We start from the raw sequence: 20575 nt of genomic DNA, 5'->3' as shown, positions 1-20575 counted from the left end.
CCGAGGCGAGACCACCCGGCCGGGAGACTAGTCCCACTCGCTCGGAGCCGCGGCGCGCGCGGCCGGGAGTGCGACATCCGAGGCCCAGCGCGCCACCCACTCTGGCAGCGGACGACCGCTGATATCGATGCCAGCCACCTCAGCGACCTCTGCCGTGGTGACGGTGCCGCCGGACTTCTTCACGAAGCGGCCGCGCGTGGTCGCGCGCGCGTAGATCTCACCCGCGACGACCATGCGCTGCTCGACGTAGACCGCCTTTGCGTCGTAACCGACAATGCGGGTTTCGAGCGTGAAGCGCTGCCACGGCATCAGGGAACGCCGAAAACTGATCGTCTCATCCGCCATCACCGGAAAGAATCCGGCCCTCAACAGCCGGGACCAGACGCCGGAGCGCTGCAGGAGATCCATGCGCCCGAGATCCATGATCGACAGGTACACGCCGTTGTTCATGTGGCCGAGCACGTCGAGATCGGTGGGGAGCACGCGAAAGGTCATGCGGCCGACGTCGTGCGGGTCGAGCCGCGGGCCGTTGCGGCGCAGCCAGACGAGGAAGGTCCGAAAGATGAGGTGCACGGGACAACGCTAATGGCGACGGTGGTCCTGGATGGTCATCCGTGGCCCGAAGCGGGGTTTCGCGAAGCCGCTCGCCTCGATGAGTCGCATCACACGCTGTCGATGGCCGGCCCACGGGGCGAGGAGCTCGAGCATCCCGTCGTCATCGACGGGCGCGCCGATCAGGGCCCAGCCGACCACCGCAGGCAGGTGGTAGTCGCCGACGCTCACCGAGTCGGCGTCGCCGTGCGCGCGCTGGGTCGTCTCCGCCGCCGTCCAGATGCCGACTCCTGGCACGCTCCGCAGCCGCTTCGTGACCTCGGCACCGCCCCGACCGAGGGCGAGCGTGCGCTCGAGCCCTCCGGCGACGGATGCCGCGGCGATGGCCGTGCGGGAGCGCTGCGGGTCGACCCCCGCGCTGTGCCACTCCCAGGAGGGGATCATGCGCCAGGCGTAGGCAGAGGGGAAGACGCGCATGCCGGTCGGCGCCGGTCCGGGAGCACTCTCCCCGTGGGCGCGCACGAGCGCAGACCAGGCGCGGCGGGCCTCCTTGCCGGTGACCTTCTGCTCGAAGATCGCCGCGATCATCATCTCCAGCACGAGACCGGTGCGCAGCAGCCGAAGTCCGGGGTTACGACGGTGCGAATCGTGGAGAAACGAGTTCTGCGACACATCGAAGTCCCCCGGGTCGTCGCCAGCGCCGAGCAGCTCCGGCACCGCGTCGATCGCCCACTCCGCGCCATCCCCCCACGCCGTGGCATGCACCGTGCCGCGGTCACGGGAGAGGTGGAGGGTCGCAGAGCCGAGTGGCGTCGGCATCGTGCGCCAGACGCCCGAAGCATCCCACTGCATCGTCGGGTCGGCCATTCCGCGACTGAGCGGTCGCAGCGTCTGGGCGAGATCGAGCGGATGCGGCGGGCTGTAGCTGCTGCGAAGCGGCGCCTGTTCCATGCCCTCGAGAATACGGGGCACCGCCGGGAGCAGACCGCCGCAGAAATTAGACTCGATCGGTGGCCGTCCCCAAGATCCTGCTGTTCTATGTCTTCACCCCGCTCGCCGACCCCGACGCGATCCGGCTCTGGCAGCGCGACCTCTGCCGATCCCTCGGTCTGGGCGGTCGCATCATCGTCTCGGAACACGGCATCAACGCTACGGTCGGCGGGGAACTGAGCGACGTCAAGACCTACCTGCGCACCACGCGCGAGTACCCCGCCTTCAAGAACCTCGACGTGAAGTGGAGCGAGGGCGCCGGAAACGACTTCCCCGGCCTCAGCGTGCGCGTGCGCGACGAGCTCGTGAGCTTCGGCGCCCCGGGAGAGCTGCGGGTCGACGAAACGGGAGTGATCGGCGGCGGCACCAGGCTCAGTCCCCAGCAGCTGCACGAACTCGTCGCCCGCGAGGAGGTCGTCTTCTTCGACGGGCGCAACTCCTTCGAGGCGCAGATCGGAAGGTTCGAGAATGCCGTGGTGCCTCAGGTGAGCAGCACCCGCGAGTTCGTGGCCGAGCTCGACAGCGGCGCCTACGACCACCTCAAAGACAAGCCGATCGTGACCTACTGCACCGGGGGCATCCGCTGCGAAGTGCTCAGTTCGCTCATGATCAGCCGCGGCTTCGAGAACGTGTTCCAGCTCGACGGCGGCATCGCGAGATACGGCGAGGCCTATGGTGACTCCGGCCTCTGGAAGGGCTCGCTCTACGTCTTCGACAATCGCATGTCGATGGACTTCAGCCCGGATTCCGCGGTGATCGGCCGCTGCTACCGGTGCGGCGCCGCCACGAAGCACATGCAGAACTGCTCCGACCCCGCCTGCCGGGTGCAGTTGGTGGTGTGCGAGCAGCACGCCCCAGAGACGGCCTGCGCCGAGCATCCGCTGACGGTCGGTAGCTAAGCCCGCTTTTCGCGGGTACCGTGCGCCGCATGACCGCTAATCAGGAAGAAATCGCCACAGTCGCCGAGCTCATCAAGGCCTCGCGCATCGCCCTGCTCACCACCGTCAACGACCACGGACAGCTGACGAGCCGTCCGCTCGCCGTCCAGGAGGTCGAGTTCGATGGCGACCTCTGGTTCTTCAGCCAGGACCCCTCCGACAAGACGACGGAGATCGCCGCGAACCCCCAGGTGAACGTCTCGCTGGAATCGGGAAAGGGCTACGTCTCGATCGCCGGCACGGCCGAGATCGTGCACGATGCCGCCAAGGTCGACGAGTTGTGGAGCAAGCGGGTCGAGGCCTGGTTCCCGGAGGGCAAGGAAGATCCCACCATCGCTCTCATCAAGGTGCACGCGGATGCAGCGGAGTACTGGTCCACCGACGACCCGAAGCCCGTGATCTTCTTCAAGGTTGCGAAGGCCGCCGTCACCGGTGGCCAGCCCGACATCGGAGAGAACAAGACCGTCGACCTGTAACCGGCGCACGAAGAACGGCCCCGTCTGGTGACGGGGCCGTTCTTGCTGCGAGGACTAGCGAGACGGGCAGGTGACGGTGACGCCGTTGATCTGCTGCACGCCGCCCCCGAGGTCCGCGCACTGGTTGACGAGGGCGACCGCAGCCCCCGCCACCGCGACGATCAGGACGACGGTGAGAATCAGGAAGACGATCGACAGGATGAGGCCGGCGAGCGCCAGTCCGTTCTTCTGGCCGGCTTTGCGGGAGCGCACCAGGCCGATCGCACTCACGATGATGCCGGCGGGACTCACGAAGAAGGCGAGGATGAAGCCGACGATCCCGAGCGTGCGACCGGGGTTGACCTCGGCCTGCGGGTACGGCTGGGCGTAGGCCGGCGCGACCGGGGTGGATGCGGCGTAGGCATCCGGGGCCGCGGGCGGAGGAGGGGTCACCGGAGGCTGCCCGTCGGACGGATGAGGATTCGGAACCCCGTTGAGTTCAGACATGATGCTCCTTGGATCGTGGGCGCGCATCCCCCCGTGGTCTGCGCTTTCCTCGACTCTAGCGAGCGCCTCCGGCACGGGTGTGATCGGCGTGCGGACCAACCTACGGAATGATGGGCACATGAGCATTGGAATCCTCACCAGCGGCGGAGACTGCCCCGGGCTGAACGCGGTCATCCGCGGCGCCGTTCTCAAGGGCACACAGATCTACAAACAGGAGTTCGTCGGCTTTCGCGACGGCTGGCGCGGTGTCGTCGAGGGCGACATCATCCCCCTGGAGCGCAAAGACATCCAGGGCATCGGCAAGCAGGGGGGAACCATCCTCGGAACCTCCCGCACCAACCCCTTCGAAGAGAACGGCGGGGCGGAGGTCGTGCGCGCCAACATGGAGCGACTCGGGGTCGACTCCCTGATCGCGATCGGCGGCGAGGGGACGCTCGCGGCCGCCAAGCGCCTGACGGATGCCGGCATCAAGATCGTCGGCGTGCCGAAGACGGTCGACAACGACCTCTCGGCGACGGACTACACCTTCGGCTTCGATACCGCCGTGCAGATCGCGACGGATGCCATGGACCGCCTCCGCACCACCGGCGACTCGCACGGACGCTGCATGGTCGCCGAGGTGATGGGGCGGCACGTCGGCTGGATCGCTTTGCACTCTGGCATGGCGGCCGGGGCGCACGCCATCCTCATCCCCGAACAGAAGACCTCGATGGACCAGATCGTGGCGTGGGTGCAGTCCGTGGTGGACCGGGGGCGTGCACCTCTGGTGGTCGTCGCCGAGGGCTTCCACCTCGACACCATGGATGACGCCCACTCCGAGCGAGGACTCGACGCCTTCGGGCGCCCCCGCCTCGGCGGCATCGGGGAGCTCATCGCCCCGGAGATCGAGGCGCGGGTGGGCATCGAGACGCGCGCGACCACGCTCGGCCACATCCAGCGCGGCGGCACGCCGACCGCCTACGACCGCGTGCTCGCGACGCGGTACGGCATGGCCGCCGTCGACTCCGTGATCCACGCCCGCTGGGGCCGGATGGTCTCGCTGAGTGGCACGTCCATCACCCACGTCGCCTTCGAGGATGCCCTCGGCAAGCTCAACACCGTGCCACAGTCCCGCTACGACGAGGCCGCGATCCTGTTCGGCTGATCTCGCGTCCTTCACAATCGCCCATCTGGCACACTGGCTCACATGAACCCTGCGCTCCTCGTCATCGGCGCGATCTTCGTGTCGATCGCCGCCCTCCTGCACGTGTACATCTTCACGCTGGAGAGCGTGAACTGGACGAAGCCCGCCACCTGGAGGATCTTCGGCATCCGCAGCCAGGCGGATGCCGAAACCATCAAGCCGATGGCCTTCAACCAGGGGTTCTACAACCTCTTCCTCGCGGTGGAGGCCGGGCTCGGAGTGGCCTTGCTCGCCGTATCGCTGCCGGTGGCGATCACGCTGATCGTCGTCGGCGCCGGCAGCATGGTGCTCGCGGCCCTTGTACTGCTGCTGTCGTCCAAGACGACCCGGCGGTCCGCCCTCATCCAGGGCGTGCCGCCGTTTATCGGACTGCTCTTCCTGCTGGTGTCTGGCCTTCTCGGCTGACCTGGTCCGCTGGTCTCCCCCTCGTCGAGTTGGCCGCTGGTTGCCCGCGGACGGCCCGCTACCGCCGAAGGAGACTACGCGGGCACCGCCGCAGCCGCTGCTTTCGCCGCCGCCGGCAGCGCCTCGAGGATGCGTGACACCGCCGCCTCGTCGTGCGCGGCCGTGACGAACCAGGCCTCGAAGACCGAGGGCGGAAGGGACACCCCTGCATCGAGCATCGAGTGGAAGAACGGCGGGTAGCGGAAGGACTGCTGCGCGCGCACCTCGTCATAGTTTCGCGGCTTACTGGAAGCGAACGCGAACGAGAACAGGTTGCCCGCGCGCTGCACGGAGTGCTCCACGCCCTCGGCGCCGAGGGCGGTCGACACGGCGGAGGCGAGTTGGTCGGCCACGGCGTCCAGTCGGGCGTAGACCGACGCATCCGCAGCTCGAAGCGTGGCGATACCGGCGGCGACGGCCACCGGATTGCCACTGAGAGTGCCTGCCTGGTAGACAGGGCCGAGTGGTGCGAGGAAGTCCATCACGTCGGCCCGCCCCCCGAGCGCCGCGAGAGGCATCCCTCCCCCGATGACCTTGCCGAAGGTGAAGAGATCGGGGATCCAGCCCGCGCCGTCAGGCACGACCCGGGCGGCCTCGAGGCCCCACCAGCCGGCCGGTCCCACCCGGAAGCCGGTGAGCACCTCGTCGAAGATCACGAGCGCGCCGTTCTCTCGAGCGATGGCCGCGAGCTCGCGGTTGAATCCGCGATCCGGCGGCACGACCCCCATGTTGGCGGATGCTGCCTCCACGATCACCGCAGCGATCTTGGTGCCCTGCACCGCGAAAAGCGCACGCACCGCGTCGAGGTCGTTGTAGGGCAGCACGATCGTCTGTGCGGCGGTCGCGGCAGTGACGCCGGCCGAGCCGGGCATCGTGAGAGTCGCGAGACCGGATCCGGCTTCCGCGAGAAGGGCGTCGGAGTGCCCGTGGTAGTGGCCGGCGAACTTGACGAGCAGCTCACGCCCGGTGAATCCCCGAGCGAGGCGGATGGCCGTCATGGTCGCCTCTGTGCCGGTCGACACGAGACGGATCTTCTCGATCGCCTTCTGCACCGACCCGGTCAGCTGGCCGGAACTGTTGGTCTCCTCAACGCGCACACGCTCGCGCACGAGTTCGGCCAGCTCGGTCTCGCCGGGAGTGGACGCCCCGAACGACAGTCCGCGAGCCGCGGCATCCTGCACCGCCTTGACGACGGACGGATGCGCGTGGCCGAGAATCGCCGGCCCCCAGGAGCTGACGAGGTCCACATATTCGCGCCCGTCGGCATCCGTGATGTAGGCACCTCTGGCCGACACCATGAATCGGGGGGTTCCGCCGACCGAACCATAGGCCCGCACCGGCGAATTAACCCCGCCGGGAATAGAGAGCTTCGCCCGGGTGAAGTAGGTCTCGTTCGCGCCCATCAGAAACACAATCCCATCAGAAGCACAGTCCCATCAGAAGCACAGTCCCATCAGCGCAGCCACCCCGCCAGTTCGACGGCCCAGTAACTGAGGATCGCGTCGGCTCCGGCGCGTTTGATGCTCACGACCGACTCCTCGACCGCGCGGCGGCGATCGATCCAGCCATTGGCCGCCGCGGCCTCGATCATCGCGTACTCGCCGGAGACCTGATACGCCCACACGGGCACCGGGCTCACGGCAGCGGCGTCGGCCAGCACGTCGAGGAAGCTCATGGCGGGCTTCACCATCACGATGTCGGCGCCCTCTTCGACGTCGAGCAGCACCTCTCGGAGGCCTTCGCGGCGGTTGCCGGCATCGAGTTGGTACGTGCGCCGGTCGCCGACGAGCGAGGAATCGACGGCCTCCCGGAATGGCCCGTAGAACGCCGAGGCGTACTTGGCGGCATAGCCGAGGATGGCGGTGCCGGCGAAGCTGTTACTGTCGAGGGCGTCGCGAACCGCGGCGACCTGGCCGTCCATCATGCCGCTGAGCCCCAGGAGCTGCGATCCGGCAGCAGCCTGTGCGACGCCCATGTCCCGGTACCGCAACAGGGAGGCATCGTTGTCGACGCTGCCGTCCGCAGCGAGCACCCCGCAGTGGCCGTGGTCGGTGAACTCGTCGAGGCAGAGGTCCGTCTGCACCACGACGGCGTCGCCGACCTCGGCGACGACCGCACGGGTGGCGAGGTTGAGGATTCCGTCATCCGCCGTCGCGCCGGAGCCGATGGCGTCCTTGTGCTCCGGGATGCCGAACAGCATGACACCCCCGACCCCCGCCTCGGCGGCCTCGACCGCCGCACGCCGCAGCGAATCGAGAGAATGGTTGACCACACCGGGCATCGAGGAGATCGGTACCGGCTTCCGGATGCCCTCGCGCACGAACATGGGCAGTACGAGCTCTGCCGGATGAATCCGGGTCTCCGCGACCAGCCGGCGCATCGCCGGTGTGGCCCGCAAGCGCCGGGGACGGATGCTCGGCCCGGTCATGACACGGCTCCCTGGTCGTCGCCGTGGGCGATCACGTACTCCGCGAGACCCTCCACGAGGGAGCTGGCGGAGCGGAACTCCGCGATCACGTGCACGGTGAGCCCCGCGGCGCGGGCGTCGAATGCCGTGCGCGGGCCGATGGCCGCCACCACCGTGTCTTCGGGCAGGGGCGCGAGCTGGGCCTGCATCTGGCGCGCGACGCTGCCGGAGGTGATGAGCACGGCGCGGATGCGACCGGACGCGACATCCGCCGCCACGTGCTCCGACACCGGGACTCCGACGGTTCGGTAGGCCGAGACGTACTCGACCTCGAGACCGAGGGTGGCGAGGCCGGCGACCAGGGTCGGCTCGGCGATATCCGACTGGGGGATGAGCACTCGCCCGACGATGTCGGATGCTGGCCACTCCTTCACGAGCCCCCTCGCCGAGTTGTCACTCTCGGGCACGAAGTCCACCTGATAGCCGGCGAGGGTGAGTGCGGCTCCCGTCGTCTCGCCGACGGCCGCGATGCGGGTGGTCGGCGGAATCGTCACCTGCTGGCTGATCAGCACATCCACGGTCGTGGCGCTCGTGATCACCAGCCAGTCGAACCGGCCCTGCTCGAGGCGCTTGAGTGCATCGGAGAGCTCCATCGCGTTCTCGGCGCTGGCGAAATTGATCATGGGCGCGATCACCGGCACGGCACCGTAGGTGCGCAGGTTGGCGGCGACACCGTCACCCCAGTTGCCGCCGCGCGGCACGAGCACGCGCCAGCCGGAGAGGGGTTTGAGGCTGCGGTAGGGGTTCACGTGAGGGATCCGATCGGAGCGATGTCGGCGGCGCCGAGGGCGAGGAGCTCGCCGGCGACCCGGTCCCCGAGCTCCGCCGGCAGGAGGGCACGCTCGGTCGGGCTGCCCTCGAGCACCAGGGCGTGCGAACTGGTGACCGAACTCGTGCCATCGGGTGCGTACACCGTGGCGGTGAGGAAGAGCATTTCGCCGTCGACGACGCCCGCGGCCCCGATCGGGGCGGCGCAGCCGGCCTCCAGGCGGGCGAGAACCGCCCGCTCCGCAAGCACCGCGAGGCGGGTCGACGGATGATCGATGGCCTTCAGCATCGCGGCAAAGGTGCTCGAATAGCTGTCTCGCACCTCGATGGCGAGAGCGCCCTGGCCCGGCGCCGTCGCCCACTTGCCGAGCTCGAAATACTCGGAGACGGCATCGAGGCGACCGATGCGCCCGAGGCCGGCGGCCGCCAGCACCACCGCATCGAGCTCGCCATCGGCCACTTTGCGCAGGCGCGTATCGACGTTGCCCCGGATGTCGACGACCTCTATGTCGGGGCGCCAGCCGCGCAGCTGGGCCGCCCGACGCGGCGAGCCCGTGCCGACTCGCGACCCGGGCGCCAGGGCCTCGAGGGTGAGGTCGTCGCGCGCGCAGAGGGCGTCCCGAGCATCCGCCCGCTTCGGGATGGCGCCGATCCGCAGTCCGGGATAGGCCTCGGTCGGCAGGTCCTTGAGAGAGTGCACGACGAGGTCACAGGTCTCGGCGATGAGCGCTTCGCGCAACGCGCTCGCAAAGACACCGGTGCCGCCGAGGGTCGCAAGCGACGCGGTCGAGTGGTCTCCTTCGGTGGCGATCGGAACGATCTCCACCTCGAGACCGGATGCCTTGGCCACGGCGGCCCCGACCACACCGGTCTGAGCAAGGGCGAGAGCGCTGCCGCGGGTGCCGATGCGAAGGGTGGTTCCGGATCCACTCACGGAGTCTGCCCCGCGAGCGCGGGTTTGAATCCGAGGCGCACGTTCTCACAGCAGCCCGATCGGCACACGTCGTACCAGGGGCCGAGTTCGGTGAGGGAGGGCCGCTCCGCCACAGGGACGCCGTCGCGGCGCTCGAGCACGAGGTCGATGAGCCCGGAGACGTAGGCCGCGTGGATACCCGGGGTCGGCACGCGGATCGCGAGCACGCCGAGCTCATTCGAGGTCTCCATCGCCTCGGTGTCGAGATCCCACTTCACTTCCATGTGGTCGCTCACGAACCCGAGGGGCACGATCACGACCGCGCGGATGCCGTCCGCCGCGAGATCACGGATGGCGTCGTTGATGTCGGGCTCGAGCCAGGGCTGGGTGGGGGGTCCACTGCGCGACTGGAACACGAGGCTCCAGGCCTCCGACGATCGAGCGGCTCGCTCGGCGGTCGCATCGGGAACGGCCGCATCGGGACCGTTCTCATCCTGGGCCGCGATCACGACCTCCGCCACCGCCCGGTGCTGCGCCTCATAGGCGCCGCCCTCGCCGAACCCGCGGAACGAAGGGCCGCTCTTGGCGGCATCCGTCGACGGAATCGAATGGGTGGAGAACAGCACATGGGTCTCGCTGAGCGGGATGCCCGCAGCAGCGACTTCGGCGAGGCCGGTGCGCAGCCCGTCGACGAACGGGGTGACGAACCCCGGGTGGTCGAAGAACTGGCGGACCTTGTCGATCTGGATCACGCCGTCGAGACCGGTGTCGGTGAGGGCCGCCGCGTAGTCCTCGCGGTACTGGCGGCAACTGGAATACGAGCTGTAGGCGCTCGTGCCGATGGCGATGAGCTTCGTGAATCCGCGATCGTTCGCCTCGGCGACCGCATCGCGGATGAACGGAGCCCAGTTGCGATTGCCCCACAGCACCGGCAGGTCGATGCCGCGACGCTCGAGCTCTGCCTCGAGCGCGGCCTTGAGCTCGCGGTTCTGTTGATTGATCGGGCTGATGCCGTCGAAGGCACGATAGTGGTGCGCCACTTCTTCGAGACGTTCGTCGGGGATGCCCCGGCCGCGGGTCACGTTGCGCAGGAAGGGGATCACGTCGCCCTGACCCTCGGGACCACCGAAGCTCGCGAGCAGGATGGCGTCATAGGCGGTCGGTTCGGTCACGTGCTCCGGACCGTGCTTGGCCGCATCCGTGGCTCCTCGAACGAGTTCCCCGGCCAGCTCTCCATTGGTGATGGTCATCGCAGCACCTCCGCGATCTCGGAGATGGCGATGCGACGTCCCGTGTAGAACGGCACCTCTTCGCGCACGTGTCGGCGCGCCTCGGTCTGGCGGAGGTGACGCATCAGGTCGACGAGGTCGACGAGTTGCGGCGCTTCGAGCGCCAGGATCCACTCGTAGTCGCCGAGAGCGAAGGATGCCACGGTGTTGGCGAGCACCTGCGGGTAGGCGCCGCCCTTGCGCCCGTGGTCCGCCAGCATTCCGCGGCGTTCCTCCTCCGGCAGGATGTACCACTCGTACGAGCGCACGAAGGGATAGACCGTGAGCCAGGCCTCCGGCTCCTTGTCCCGCATGAACGCGGGGCGGTGGCTGGCAGAGAACTCGGCGTCGACGTGCACGCCCATTGCATTCCAGGTCGGCAGCATGGTGCGCAGAAGAGTGCTGCGACGAAGTTCGCGCAGCCCCCACTGCAGGGTCTCGGGAGTGCCACCGTGCAGCCAGATCATCAGGTCGGCGTCGGCACGAAGGCTCGAGACGTCGTAGAACCCGCGCACGGTGACCCCTGCTGCTTCCACCGCGGCGACCGCGCTCGAAAGCGACGCGACATCGTCGCCCGCCGGCACCGTGCCATCCCGGCGGAAGACCGCCCAGAGGGTGTAGCCCGTCGTGGTGTGGTCTTCTGTGGTCGCAGGCTCTCCGACGGGATGCCCGTTCGGGATCGGGGTGGTGCTCATGCCGTCTATCCTCCCCCGCATCGCTGCGAGAACAAAAAGCGGCCGTGCGCCTGCGCGAGAGTATGTTCGCTACGGGTCGTAGCGAATCGACATCGTCAGAATTATCTAGTCGTTGCCGAAGATCGCCCAGGCCACGATGCCGCCGATGACGACCACTGCTGCGGTCGCTCCGATGATCCACGGTACGGGGTTCTCCTCGTACGAGGACTGCGCTTTAGCTGTCAGTTTGCCGACCTGCTTCGGCACATTGAGTTTGTCTTCGATCGCGTCGAGGGTCTCCTCGAGCTCAGAACGGTTGGTCCTGATGCGGGTCTCAAGCGATTCGGACGGTGTGGTGTCGCTCATCGGTTCTCCCGCTTTCCCAGGCCCTTGAGGGTGTTGACGTCTTTCTTGACGCTCTTGATCGTCTCGGTGGGTACGGGCGGCACCCCTTGCTTCACCTGGCGCAGCCCGACGAGCACGAGGATGACCACGATCACCAGCAGGATGGCGGCGACGATGAGCGCCGCGAGCCAGCCCGGCACGATCGTGGCGAAGGCCAGGATCGCCGCGGCGATGAGCACGGCGAAGAGGAAGAATGCGACGAATCCGGCACCGGCGAAGAGGCCGACGCCGATGCCCGCGTGCTTCAGCTTCGCGATCAACTCGCTCTTGAACTGCTCGATCTCGTTCTTCACCTGTCCGATGACGAGCCTCGGCAGGTCCGCGATCAGGGCGAAGAGCGACTTTCGCGAGGTGGTGTCGTCGTTCACTGTCGAACTACTTTCCGCTCGCGGATGCCGGTTTGGCCGCCGCCGCCGAGCGTGACGCCGGGGACTTCGACGATCCGGACTTTCCGACCTGCGACACGACCTTCTTGGCTCCGTCGCTGAGGAAGTCGACGACCTCCGGGGCCTTGTCCTTGGCGAATTCCTTGGCGCGTCCTTCGACGTTCTTCACCTGGCGCTGTACCCGCGGGTCTCCCCACAGCTTGCTCGTGGCCTGCTTGATGTCTTCGTAACGACCGCGTCCGGCTTTGGCGCCGAGCACATAGCCGGCGGCCAGTCCGACGACGAGCAGAATTTTGCCTCGCATGATTTGCTCCGTCCTGTGCGTGCCCGAATGGGCATATGTCTGGGGGTCAGTTCCACAGTAGCCCCCGGAGGCTAGGCCTCCACCTCTTCCAGCAAACGTCCAGACTCTTGTCGAGCGTGAGCGACGACGGCGGCGAGGCCGGTGCCGGCTGCCCCCTCGCCCACCACCGTCACCCCGACGATGGCCTCGACACCGCGCGCCGGAGCGCTCCAGTCGACCCGGGCGAATGCGACGACGGATGCCGCGTCGATGCCCACCCCGAGCAGCGCGCCCGCATCGCGGAGAGCGCATTCGCGCAGCTGGGCGTCGCTTGCCTGCCCCGCTGCCACCCCGTCATAGGAAAGCCGCAGCACATGGCGGTGAGGCGGAACGCGCGCGGCGAGCCATTCCCACTTGGCTGTCGCATGGGTCAGTGCTTTGGCCCGCAACCGTGGGTCTGCGGGATCACGCGCCACCAGCATTCCTGTCCCGCGGGGGGCGGCATCCAGCTCCGGGGCATCCACGACGAGGGTAGCGAGCACGATCGCCGGCGCACCCGGCGACGCGAGGGGGGTCGCGAGCACCACGATGTCGGCCTCGAGAATGTCGCCATCGGCCAGGGTCACCGTCGACGCGTCGACCGCGGCAACCGGGGAGTCGAGTCGAATCGAGACGCCGAATCGTTCAAGATCCCTGGTCAGCACCTCGACCAGGCCGAACATGCCGCCCACCAATCCCGATACCGCGGTGCCGGCCGGTGCGGAACTCCGCAGCGAGCGCACGGCGTGCGAGAGCGAGCCGGTGGCGAGCATTGCCTTGCGCAGTCCAGGGGCCACGACGTCGATGTCCAGTTCATCGGGATGCCGGGAATGGATGCCGAGAGTCACCGGTGCCACCAACCGTTCGAGTACGCGACGCCCCATCCGTCGGCGCACCAGCCGCCCGAGGTTTCGCTCCTTCGACCCGGCGAAGCCGAACAGCAGTTCGTCGAGCTGGGCACGAAAGGCCCCCCAGAAGCCGACGACAGCGATCACGTCGGCAGCGAGCGCGGTTCCCGGGATGCCGAGGATGCCGGTCTTGGGCAGAGGGAACGCCTTGCCCTGTGCGGTCTGCAGCCACGCCCCCTGCGGATTCGGCGGGGTGATGGCTGCCTCGAGGCCGAGCTGGCGTGCGAGGCCGGCGACGGTGTCGCGGCGGGTCGCGAAGCTCTCGGCACCGGCATCGAGCTCGATCCCGGCCACGGTGTGCCGGGCGATCTTGCCGCCGAGGTGGTCTGATGCCTCCAGCAGCGTCACGTCGAGACCGCCGAGCACGAGCTCGCGGGCCATCACCAACCCGGCGATGCCCCCGCCAACAATGATCGCGCTAGGCATGGACGGCAGCGGGCGCGTGGGCGAGCCTCACGATGCGGGTGAGCACGTCGGGGTCCGTCTCCGGCGGTACGCCGTGCCCGAGGTTCAGCACGTGGGCGCTGGCGGCCCTCCCCCGCTCGATCACGTCGAGCACGTGGGCTTCGAGCACCGGCCACGGAGCCGCGAGAAGAGCGGGATTGATGTTGCCCTGCAGCGGCACCGCGGAGCCGAGTCGAGCGGATGCCGTATCGAGCGGCAGCCGATCGTCGACGCCCATCACGTCCACTCCGATCGCGTGCATCGACCGAAGCAACTCGCCAGTGCCCACCCCGAAGTGCACCACGGGCACGCCGAGATCCGACACGTGCGCGATCGCCTGCCGGGAGAACGGGGCGACACGGCTCTCGTAGTCGGCGACGGAGAGAGAACCGACCCAGGAGTCGAACAGCTGCACCGCGCTGGCACCGGCGAGCACCTGCGCGCGGAGGAAGGCCCCGGTGACATCCGCCGCCCAGCTCAGCAGGGCATCCCAGGTCGCGGGGTCTGCGTGCATGAGGGTGCGGGCACGCAGGTGGTCCTTCGAAGGACCACCCTCGACCAGGTAAGCGGCGAGGGTGAATGGTGCGCCGGCGAATCCGATCAGCGGGGTGTTGCCGAGCTCGGCGACCGTGCGCGCGACCCCTTCGGTGATGGGGGCGAGGGCGTCCGGTTCGAGAGGGCGGAGGGTCGCGACATCCGCTGCGGTGCGGAGGGGAGCCCCGAGCACCGGACCGCGACCCGGCACGATGTCGACATCCACACCGGCGAGCCTGAGCGGCACGACGATGTCACTGAAGAAGATGCCGGCGTCCACTCCGTGGCGCCGCACCGGCTGCAGGGTGATCTCGCTCGACAGCTCTGGATCGAGACAGGCGTCGAGCATCTTGGTGCCGACGCGGAGTGCTCGATACTCGGGCAGCGAGCGTCCCGCCTGGCGCATGAACCAGACCGGGGTGGTCGATGGACGATCCCCGCGGTAGGCCCGGATGAGCGGAGAATCAGCCGTGCGGCCGTCGATCAGGGGATGCATGGCTGGAAGCTTCACGTGATTAAGTATGGGCGAGGGGGCTGGGAGTGCCTTACGCCGCCGGACCATCCCGACCAGACGTAGGCTGGGGAGGTGCTTCTCTGTCTGACCGCCAACCATCGCAACGCGAGCTTCGAGATTCTCGAAAAGCTCTCGGTGGGTGCACCACAGGCGGCGGGCATCCTGGTCAATGACGGTGATTTCGTCTCCGGAGCGGTCGTGCTCGCCACCTGCAATCGCTTCGAGGCCTATCTCGAAATCGATGAGCCGCTCACCGCGGCCACGGCCGTTGCGGTGGAGAACTCGGTGCAGGTGATCAGCGCCGCGAGCGGCATAGACCCCGCGGCACTGCGCGAGACGGTCACGGTGTTGAGCGGCGACGACGTCGCGGAGCATCTCTTCTCGGTCAGCTCCGGTCTCGAGTCGGTGATCGTCGGCGAAGACGAGATCTCCGGCCAGGTGCGCCGAGCACTCGAGCAGGCGCGTGCGGCGGGCACCACCTCATCCGCGCTGGAACGCCTCTTTCAACAGGCGGCCAACACCTCGCGCGAGGTGAAGAACCAGACCGCCATAGGCGGTGCGGGCCGATCGCTCGTGCGCCTCGGGCTCGAACTCGCCTCAAGTCGCATCGCGGACTGGTCGGCCACCCGCGTGCTGATCATCGGCACCGGCCAGTACGCCGCCACCACCGTCGCCGCGCTCCGCGACCGTGGGGCGGAGGATGTCACGGTGTACTCCCCGTCCGGCCGCGCTGCCCGCTTCGCGCTGCGGCTCGGGCTCACGGCGAGCATCGACCTCGTCGCCGCCCTCGCCGCCGCAGACGTCGTGATCACCTGCACCACCACCGAAGCACCGGTCGTCTCCGCTGCCCACCTGTCTCCCTCTGCGGGAAACGCACGTCGCATCGTGATCGACCTCGGGCTGCCGCGCAACGTGCACCCCGATGTCGCGACCGTGGCGGGCACGGAGCTGCTCGACCTCGAGACCATCAGCCTGCATGCGCCCCTCGAAGAGCTCACGGCGACGACGGATGCCCGCGCCCTCGTCTCGAGCGCGGCCTCCGAATTCGCTGCGACGATCACCGAGCAACAGCTCACCCCCTCTGTGGTGGCGCTCCGCACTCACGTCTTCGGCCTGCTGGAGACCGAGATCGCGCGGGCACGGGCTCGCGGCGACGAGGATGGACGGGTCGAGGCGGCACTGCGTCACCTCACCGGGGTGCTTCTGCACACGCCGTCGGTCCGCGCCAGGGAGCTCGCACGAGCCGGAGAGGCCCAGTCGTTCAGCGATGCCGTCACCGCACTCTTCGGCATCGCCACCTCGGCTGCGACCCCGGCAGAAGAGACCCGCGGCGACCTCCAGGCCTGAGCCCTCGGTAGTTCACACCGCCCTGGCTTCATCGCCTTCGGGGCAGTCGGCACCGTCACGCTGGTCTCCCCGCACAAAGAACACGCCCCGCACCGACCAGAGGTCAGTGCGAGGCGTGTCGTCTTGGTCGCTTAGGCCTTGGCCTTGTCCTTGCGACGTGCGCTGAACACGAGGGCCGTACCGAGCATCAGGAATGCGGAGGCCACCGCGAGGTAGCCGGCTCCCGAGTCGAAGCCGGTGAAGGCCAGCGTGGTGAGGCTCTGCGGGTCGAGGTTTCCACAGCTGGTATCCGGCTTCGTGATGGTCGCCGTGTAGCTGGAGGGGCCGTCGATCGTGTCCCCGGGAGGAGCAACCACCGTCACGACGTAGGTTCCCGGCTCGAACGCCGTGCGAGCGGAGACCAGCTGGGTGGTGCCGACGAAGTAGCTGAGGAAGTCGTTCGGGTCGATGGCGATGTAGCCGCTGACCGTTCCGCCCGCAGAGCAGGTCTGGTTCACCCAGCTCACGGATGAGGGCAGGAAGGCGTCGGTCGGCAGGTTGCAGTCCACCGCGTTGTCCTCGACCGTGCGCTGCCATTCGGTGACCCCGGAGAGGATGTAGCCCGGTTCGGCCGCCGCGGTGATCAGGTAGTCGCCCGGAGCCACGTTGGTCTTCTCTGTGGTCACCGTGATGTCCGCCCCGGTCGGCGTGACCGGGTGGATCGTGTAGACCACGCCCGTGACCGGTGCGACCGTGAGGTAGCCGCTGACCACTCCGTCGGCGGAGACGGCACAGGTCTGGCCGACGGCCTCCGGGTCACCGGGGATCGTCACGCAGTTGTTCTGGGCGTCGGTCTTGAAGGTGTGGGACCACGAGGTCACGGCATCCAAGCTGAAGCCGTAGCCCTTGTCTGGCGCAGCAGTGACGGTGACCGTGCGCACGCCACTCTCCGACGTGGCGTCGGAGGTCGAGTAGGTGAAGTGGTCCTCGCTGGTGAGAGCGGGGATCACCACCCTGTCAGCCTCGGTGCCGCAGGTGTCGACGAAGGTGACCGGCGTGGGGTCCACCAGGGGAAGGGTCGGGATCTCGGCGCAGCCGACCGGCGTCTGCACGTAGGTGTTGCCGGGAGTGGTCGTCTTCAGACCCATGCCGCTGAGGAACTTCTCCCAGGCCTGAGGGCTTTCCAGGGTGGGTGTCGGCACGATGTAGGAGCCGGTGCGCGCGTAGATGTCACCCTGGCCGCAGGTCACTTCGGCGCCGTACGCATAGCTGCCGACCTTGGAGATGGTCACGTTGTTGGTCTTCGAGGAGTCGAGCACCTGTGGCCAGAAGGCCGTCGTCGTGTACTTCCAGCTCGCGGCGGTGATGAAGATGGGGTCACACAGCAGCGTGCTGAAGTACGGCTGAGCCGTGACGGTCACCGACCCGCTGTTCGTGGCGGGGGCGTAGGTGTAGGACACCGCGGATGCCGGGAGGCAGGGACCATTGCCAGCGGTCGGGATCGACGTGGAGGTCGGCGTCGGGCTAGGGGTGGGATACGGGTTCGGCGAAGCCGACGGGCTCGGGCTCGGCGATGCCGAGGGGTACGGCGTGGACGTCTTGGCCGTCGGCGCAACCGATGGCGACGGCGTGGGGGCCGGGACGTCCGTTGCCGCCGGACCTGGTACCGGCGCCACATCGGAGGTGACCGGAGGGACAGCATCGTCCGCACTGGCGGTGGACACTCCGGTGATGGCAAGGCCGACCGCGATCACGATCGTCGTGATTGCGGCAAGGGTTCTCTTCATGACGTGCTCCTGGGTAATGGAGATTTACGTCGGCCTTCGGCAGGGAGCATTACAGTGTTGCCTCTGTACGCTTCGGGGGGCGATCGAGAGGCTGTCATGCAGACGTCGGGGGCGTCAGTTCGGCTGGGTAACCGATGGGTTTCGGGTGGGGGACTTCTGTTATTTCAGCACAGCGTGGATTTCGGGTTCAGACAGCTGTTCTTCAGGGAACGTTACACGAACTGTGCCCCGTATGAGTACCACTCGAACGGGGGGTACTAGAACACGTACTCCAGGAGATCGAATCCGAAAGTGCGCATCGCCTCGAGCACGCGGAGCCGCGCGGCGAGATCGGCACCACTGAATTGCACCGTGACGGCGTAGGCGACTCCGGTGCGGGATCCACTCAGCAGACCGGCCTCCGACCGCACTCCCGCGTCGGTGCCGGTCTTATTGATCAGTTGCAGTCCCGAGTCGGGCGTGCGATGGGAGAGCGGATCGAGCCCGAACGCGCTCGAGACCATCGAGAGGTCCGCGTTGTGAGACAGCCAGCCGAGTACGCGCTTGCTCGTGACCGCGTCCACGACCTGACCGCGGGCGAGGGCGGAGAACAACCACGAGAGTTCGGCGGCGGATCCGATGGACAACTGCGGCGCATCATCCGGACCGCGGTGGTCCCGCACCAGATCGAGTAGCGCCGTGCGCGAGAGCCCGAGTTGCTCGCCGCGCGCCCGCACGGAGTCGAGACCCACCTGCCGCAGCAGCACATTCGTCGCGAGGTTGTCACTGGTGGCGCCGACGAGCAGCGCGAGGTCGGTCACCGGCAGCGCGGGCGCCTGCAACCGCTGCCAGATGCCGGAATCGCCGACCGCATCCCCCGGCGTCTTGTCGAGGATGCCGAAGCCGGCCGCATCGCGGGCGGTGATGCGCGCCGCGACCTCGATGAGCAACAGGATCTTGCCGACGCTCGCGGTGGGCATCGCGACCCGATCGTCGATCGACACCAGCGTGAGACCGCTGCGCAGGTCGATGACGCTGGCGGAGACCGTAGCCCCGGCGTAGGCCAGTTGGGCGAGCGCGGTGAAGCCGCCGGAGAAGCTCTCGGCTCCGCCGACTCCGCGGTGGCGACCGACGCGTGGTGCGCGCAGTCGCTCCCGGCGCTCGTGATCCCGGGTGCCAACTACCAAATGGTCACGCGGTCTTCCGGGTCGAGCCAGAGTTCATCCGTTGCGGTGACGCTGAAGGTGTCGTAATAGCCGTCGATGTTGCGCACGATCTGGTTGCAGCGGAACTCGTTGGGCGAATGCGGGTCGATCGAGATCAGTCGGATGACCTCCTCATCCCGCCCCTTCTGCTGCCACGCCTGCGCCCAGGAGAGGAAGAACCGTTGCGCGCCAGTCAACCCGTCGATCACCGGGGGCTGCTCGCCGTCGAGGGAGATCAGGTAGGCCTTCCACGCGATCGACAGGCCGCCGAGGTCGCCGATGTTCTCGCCGATGGTGAGAGCGCCATTCACGTGATGGTCGGGCACCTGGCGGGGGGCGAGTTCGTTGTACTGCTCGATCAGCGAACCCGTGAGCTTCTCGAACGCGTCGCGGTCGGCCGCGGTCCACCAGTCGGTGAGTCGGCCGTCGCCGTCGTACTTCGAGCCCTGGTCGTCGAATCCGTGGCCGATCTCGTGGCCGATCACCGCTCCGATCGCGCCATAGTTGGCTGCCGCATCTCGGGCCTCGTCGAAGAACGGGTACTGCAGGATGGCCGCGGGAAACACGATCTCGTTGAACCCGGGGTTGTAGTACGCGTTGATGGTCTGCGGGGTCATGAACCACTCGTCGCGATCGAGCGGTGTTCCGATCTTGCCGAGCTCTCGCTGGAACTCGAACTCGCTGGTCGCCCGCACGTTCGCGATGAGATCGGTGGCGCTGATCTCGAGCGACGAGTAGTCGCGCCACTTCACGGGATAGCCGATCTTCGGCGTGAACTTGTCGAGCTTCTCGATGGCCCGCACGCGAGTGGGCGCGGTCATCCAGGCCAGTCCGGTGATGCTCTGGCGGTACGCCTCCACCAGGTTGCCGACGAGCACGTCCATCGCGGCTTTAGCGCCCTGGGGAAAGTGCCGCTCCACGTAGATGCGGCCGACCGCCTCGCCCATCGCCCCCTCCACGAGGGAGACTCCCCGCTTCCAACGGTCGCGGAGTTCGGGGGTGCCGGTGAGAGTGCGCCCGTAGAAGTCGAAGTTCGCCTCGACGAATTCGTCCGACAGATAGGCGGCGGCGGAGCGGATGACCTGCCAGCGCAGCCAGTCGGTCCAGGACTCGAGGTGGCCGGCATCGAGCAGCGACGCGACTCCCTCGAGGAACGACGGCTGCCGGAGCACCAGCTCGTCGAAGACTCCGGCCGGGGCATCCAGCGCGTCGAGCCAGCGGTTGAGATCCGGGCCGTCGGTCGCCTCGGAGGCCGTGGTCACGAGAGCCGTCCAGGTGCTGAGGTTGTAGGTCTTCTCGGAGTCGCGGGATGTCACATTGTCCCAGTGGAACCCCGCGATTGCGGTCTCGAGGGCGAGCACGCGCCCGGCCCGATCCCGCGCCTCCTGCAGCCCGGCAAGGGACAGCATCTTCTCCAGGTAACCGACATAGGCGGTTCGGATGTCGGCGAACTTCTCCTCGCGGTAGTAGCTCTCGTCGGGGAGGCCGAGCCCGCCCTGTTCGAAGAGCGCGATGTAGCGTTCCGGATTGCCCGGATCGTTGTCGATGTAGAGCTGGAAGAAGCCGCTGACTCCCTGACGTTCGAGGCGCCCGAGGGTCTCGAGAA

Annotated in this window: 22 protein-coding genes; 5 read left to right on the top strand and 17 right to left on the bottom strand. The window is 67.9% G+C overall.

Features of this window, described 5'->3' with window-relative positions; genetic code table 11:
* Positions 1-27: 27 nt before the first annotated feature.
* Both VLI63_RS08180 and VLI63_RS08175 read right to left on the bottom strand, forming a co-directional pair.
* On the bottom strand, positions 28-573 hold the full coding sequence (locus tag VLI63_RS08180; protein ID WP_409156350.1) for an acyl-CoA thioesterase: 546 nt from the start codon (positions 571-573) through the stop codon (positions 28-30).
* Positions 574-582: 9 nt separating this feature from the next.
* Entirely contained in the window at positions 583-1503 is a 921-nt protein-coding gene (locus tag VLI63_RS08175) for a DNA-3-methyladenine glycosylase family protein (RefSeq protein ID WP_409156349.1), read from the bottom strand.
* Between the two features lie 59 nt (positions 1504-1562).
* On the opposite strand from VLI63_RS08175, the gene VLI63_RS08170 reads away from it, so the two are divergent.
* Positions 1563-2441 carry a rhodanese-related sulfurtransferase gene (locus VLI63_RS08170; RefSeq protein WP_409156348.1) on the top strand — a complete coding sequence of 293 codons (879 nt, stop codon included), beginning with the start codon at positions 1563-1565 and terminating at the stop codon, positions 2439-2441.
* A 29-nt stretch (positions 2442-2470) separates the two neighbouring features.
* Entirely contained in the window at positions 2471-2956 is a 486-nt protein-coding gene (locus tag VLI63_RS08165) for a pyridoxamine 5'-phosphate oxidase family protein (RefSeq protein ID WP_409156347.1), read from the top strand.
* A 54-nt stretch (positions 2957-3010) separates the two neighbouring features.
* Here the strand turns inward: VLI63_RS08165 and VLI63_RS08160 are convergent, their stop codons facing one another.
* A complete protein-coding gene (locus tag VLI63_RS08160; protein ID WP_409156346.1) occupies positions 3011-3442 on the bottom strand; it encodes a DUF4190 domain-containing protein in 432 nt (143 codons plus the stop codon).
* Between the two features lie 118 nt (positions 3443-3560).
* Here VLI63_RS08160 and VLI63_RS08155 point away from each other — a divergent pair, with 118 nt between their 5' ends.
* Together VLI63_RS08155 and VLI63_RS08150 are read left to right on the top strand one after the other, a co-directional pair.
* Positions 3561-4586 carry a 6-phosphofructokinase gene (locus tag VLI63_RS08155; RefSeq protein ID WP_185202120.1) on the top strand — a complete coding sequence of 342 codons (1026 nt, stop codon included), beginning with the start codon at positions 3561-3563 and terminating at the stop codon, positions 4584-4586.
* A 42-nt stretch (positions 4587-4628) separates the two neighbouring features.
* Entirely contained in the window at positions 4629-5030 is a 402-nt protein-coding gene (locus VLI63_RS08150) for a DUF1304 domain-containing protein (RefSeq protein ID WP_409156345.1), read from the top strand.
* A gap of 74 nt (positions 5031-5104) precedes the next feature.
* Here VLI63_RS08150 and hemL read toward each other — a convergent pair whose 3' ends face one another.
* From hemL to hemE, 11 genes are all read right to left on the bottom strand, one after another.
* A complete protein-coding gene (gene hemL / locus VLI63_RS08145) occupies positions 5105-6472 on the bottom strand; it encodes a glutamate-1-semialdehyde 2,1-aminomutase (RefSeq protein WP_409156344.1) in 1368 nt (455 codons plus the stop codon).
* A gap of 50 nt (positions 6473-6522) precedes the next feature.
* Positions 6523-7497: a porphobilinogen synthase gene (gene hemB / locus VLI63_RS08140; RefSeq protein ID WP_409156343.1), complete on the bottom strand. Its 975-nt coding sequence runs from the start codon at positions 7495-7497 to the stop codon at positions 6523-6525.
* A complete protein-coding gene (locus VLI63_RS08135; RefSeq protein WP_409156342.1) occupies positions 7494-8285 on the bottom strand; it encodes a uroporphyrinogen-III synthase in 792 nt (263 codons plus the stop codon). Before VLI63_RS08135 ends, hemB begins: the two co-directional genes overlap by 4 nt.
* Complete coding sequence (gene hemC / locus VLI63_RS08130) at positions 8282-9238, bottom strand: hydroxymethylbilane synthase (protein ID WP_409156341.1); 957 nt, start codon at positions 9236-9238, stop codon at positions 8282-8284. The genes VLI63_RS08135 and hemC overlap by 4 nt, the downstream gene beginning before the upstream one ends.
* Positions 9235-10467 carry a ferrochelatase gene (locus VLI63_RS08125; RefSeq protein ID WP_409156339.1) on the bottom strand — a complete coding sequence of 411 codons (1233 nt, stop codon included), beginning with the start codon at positions 10465-10467 and terminating at the stop codon, positions 9235-9237. Before VLI63_RS08125 ends, hemC begins: the two co-directional genes overlap by 4 nt.
* Complete coding sequence (gene hemQ, locus VLI63_RS08120) at positions 10464-11180, bottom strand: hydrogen peroxide-dependent heme synthase (protein ID WP_409156337.1); 717 nt, start codon at positions 11178-11180, stop codon at positions 10464-10466. Before hemQ ends, VLI63_RS08125 begins: the two co-directional genes overlap by 4 nt.
* Positions 11181-11285: 105 nt before the next feature.
* Complete coding sequence (locus tag VLI63_RS08115) at positions 11286-11525, bottom strand: DUF3618 domain-containing protein (RefSeq protein ID WP_409156336.1); 240 nt, start codon at positions 11523-11525, stop codon at positions 11286-11288.
* On the bottom strand, positions 11522-11932 hold the full coding sequence (locus tag VLI63_RS08110) for a phage holin family protein (protein ID WP_409156335.1): 411 nt from the start codon (positions 11930-11932) through the stop codon (positions 11522-11524). Before VLI63_RS08110 ends, VLI63_RS08115 begins: the two co-directional genes overlap by 4 nt.
* A gap of 7 nt (positions 11933-11939) precedes the next feature.
* Positions 11940-12254, bottom strand: coding sequence for a YtxH domain-containing protein (locus tag VLI63_RS08105; RefSeq protein ID WP_354573599.1), 315 nt, complete (start codon positions 12252-12254; stop codon positions 11940-11942).
* 71 nt (positions 12255-12325) lie between these two features.
* On the bottom strand, positions 12326-13606 hold the full coding sequence (locus VLI63_RS08100; RefSeq protein ID WP_409156334.1) for a protoporphyrinogen/coproporphyrinogen oxidase: 1281 nt from the start codon (positions 13604-13606) through the stop codon (positions 12326-12328).
* Positions 13599-14654, bottom strand: a complete 1056-nt coding sequence (hemE, locus tag VLI63_RS08095) for a uroporphyrinogen decarboxylase (RefSeq protein WP_409156600.1) — start codon at positions 14652-14654, stop codon at positions 13599-13601. The genes VLI63_RS08100 and hemE overlap by 8 nt, the downstream gene beginning before the upstream one ends.
* Positions 14655-14744: 90 nt before the next feature.
* Here hemE and VLI63_RS08090 point away from each other — a divergent pair, with 90 nt between their 5' ends.
* A complete protein-coding gene (locus VLI63_RS08090; RefSeq protein ID WP_409156333.1) occupies positions 14745-16019 on the top strand; it encodes a glutamyl-tRNA reductase in 1275 nt (424 codons plus the stop codon).
* Between the two features lie 131 nt (positions 16020-16150).
* On the opposite strand, the gene VLI63_RS08085 is transcribed toward VLI63_RS08090, so the two are convergent.
* From VLI63_RS08085 to VLI63_RS08075, 3 genes are all read right to left on the bottom strand, one after another.
* On the bottom strand, positions 16151-17785 hold the full coding sequence (locus VLI63_RS08085) for a hypothetical protein (protein ID WP_409156331.1): 1635 nt from the start codon (positions 17783-17785) through the stop codon (positions 16151-16153).
* Positions 17786-18042: 257 nt separating this feature from the next.
* Positions 18043-18951 carry a serine hydrolase gene (locus tag VLI63_RS08080; RefSeq protein ID WP_409156330.1) on the bottom strand — a complete coding sequence of 303 codons (909 nt, stop codon included), beginning with the start codon at positions 18949-18951 and terminating at the stop codon, positions 18043-18045.
* Positions 18945-20575: M13 family metallopeptidase (locus VLI63_RS08075; RefSeq protein WP_409156329.1), on the bottom strand; the 1631-nt coding region annotated here is incomplete at its 5' end. The genes VLI63_RS08080 and VLI63_RS08075, both read right to left, overlap by 7 nt.

Source organism: Lacisediminihabitans sp. H27-G8 (assembly GCF_046156175.1).
Lineage (GTDB): Bacteria > Actinomycetota > Actinomycetes > Actinomycetales > Microbacteriaceae > Lacisediminihabitans.
This window is presented reverse-complemented; position numbering and strand designations above follow the sequence as displayed.

Coding starts and splice junctions, on each gene's coding strand:
- VLI63_RS08165 (WP_409156347.1), top strand. CDS start 2,471: ATGACCGCTAATCAGGAAGAAATCGCCACAGTCGCCGAGCTCATCAAG.
- hemL (WP_409156344.1), bottom strand. CDS start 6,472: ATGGGCGCGAACGAGACCTACTTCACCCGGGCGAAGCTCTCTATTCCC.
- VLI63_RS08150 (WP_409156345.1), top strand. CDS start 4,629: ATGAACCCTGCGCTCCTCGTCATCGGCGCGATCTTCGTGTCGATCGCC.
- VLI63_RS08115 (WP_409156336.1), bottom strand. CDS start 11,525: ATGAGCGACACCACACCGTCCGAATCGCTTGAGACCCGCATCAGGACC.
- hemB (WP_409156343.1), bottom strand. CDS start 7,497: ATGACCGGGCCGAGCATCCGTCCCCGGCGCTTGCGGGCCACACCGGCG.
- VLI63_RS08085 (WP_409156331.1), bottom strand. CDS start 17,785: ATGAAGAGAACCCTTGCCGCAATCACGACGATCGTGATCGCGGTCGGC.
- VLI63_RS08175 (WP_409156349.1), bottom strand. CDS start 1,503: ATGGAACAGGCGCCGCTTCGCAGCAGCTACAGCCCGCCGCATCCGCTC.
- VLI63_RS08160 (WP_409156346.1), bottom strand. CDS start 3,442: ATGTCTGAACTCAACGGGGTTCCGAATCCTCATCCGTCCGACGGGCAG.
- VLI63_RS08100 (WP_409156334.1), bottom strand. CDS start 13,606: ATGCCTAGCGCGATCATTGTTGGCGGGGGCATCGCCGGGTTGGTGATG.
- VLI63_RS08125 (WP_409156339.1), bottom strand. CDS start 10,467: ATGACCATCACCAATGGAGAGCTGGCCGGGGAACTCGTTCGAGGAGCC.
- hemE (WP_409156600.1), bottom strand. CDS start 14,654: ATGCATCCCCTGATCGACGGCCGCACGGCTGATTCTCCGCTCATCCGG.
- VLI63_RS08105 (WP_354573599.1), bottom strand. CDS start 12,254: ATGCGAGGCAAAATTCTGCTCGTCGTCGGACTGGCCGCCGGCTATGTG.
- hemQ (WP_409156337.1), bottom strand. CDS start 11,180: ATGAGCACCACCCCGATCCCGAACGGGCATCCCGTCGGAGAGCCTGCG.
- VLI63_RS08155 (WP_185202120.1), top strand. CDS start 3,561: ATGAGCATTGGAATCCTCACCAGCGGCGGAGACTGCCCCGGGCTGAAC.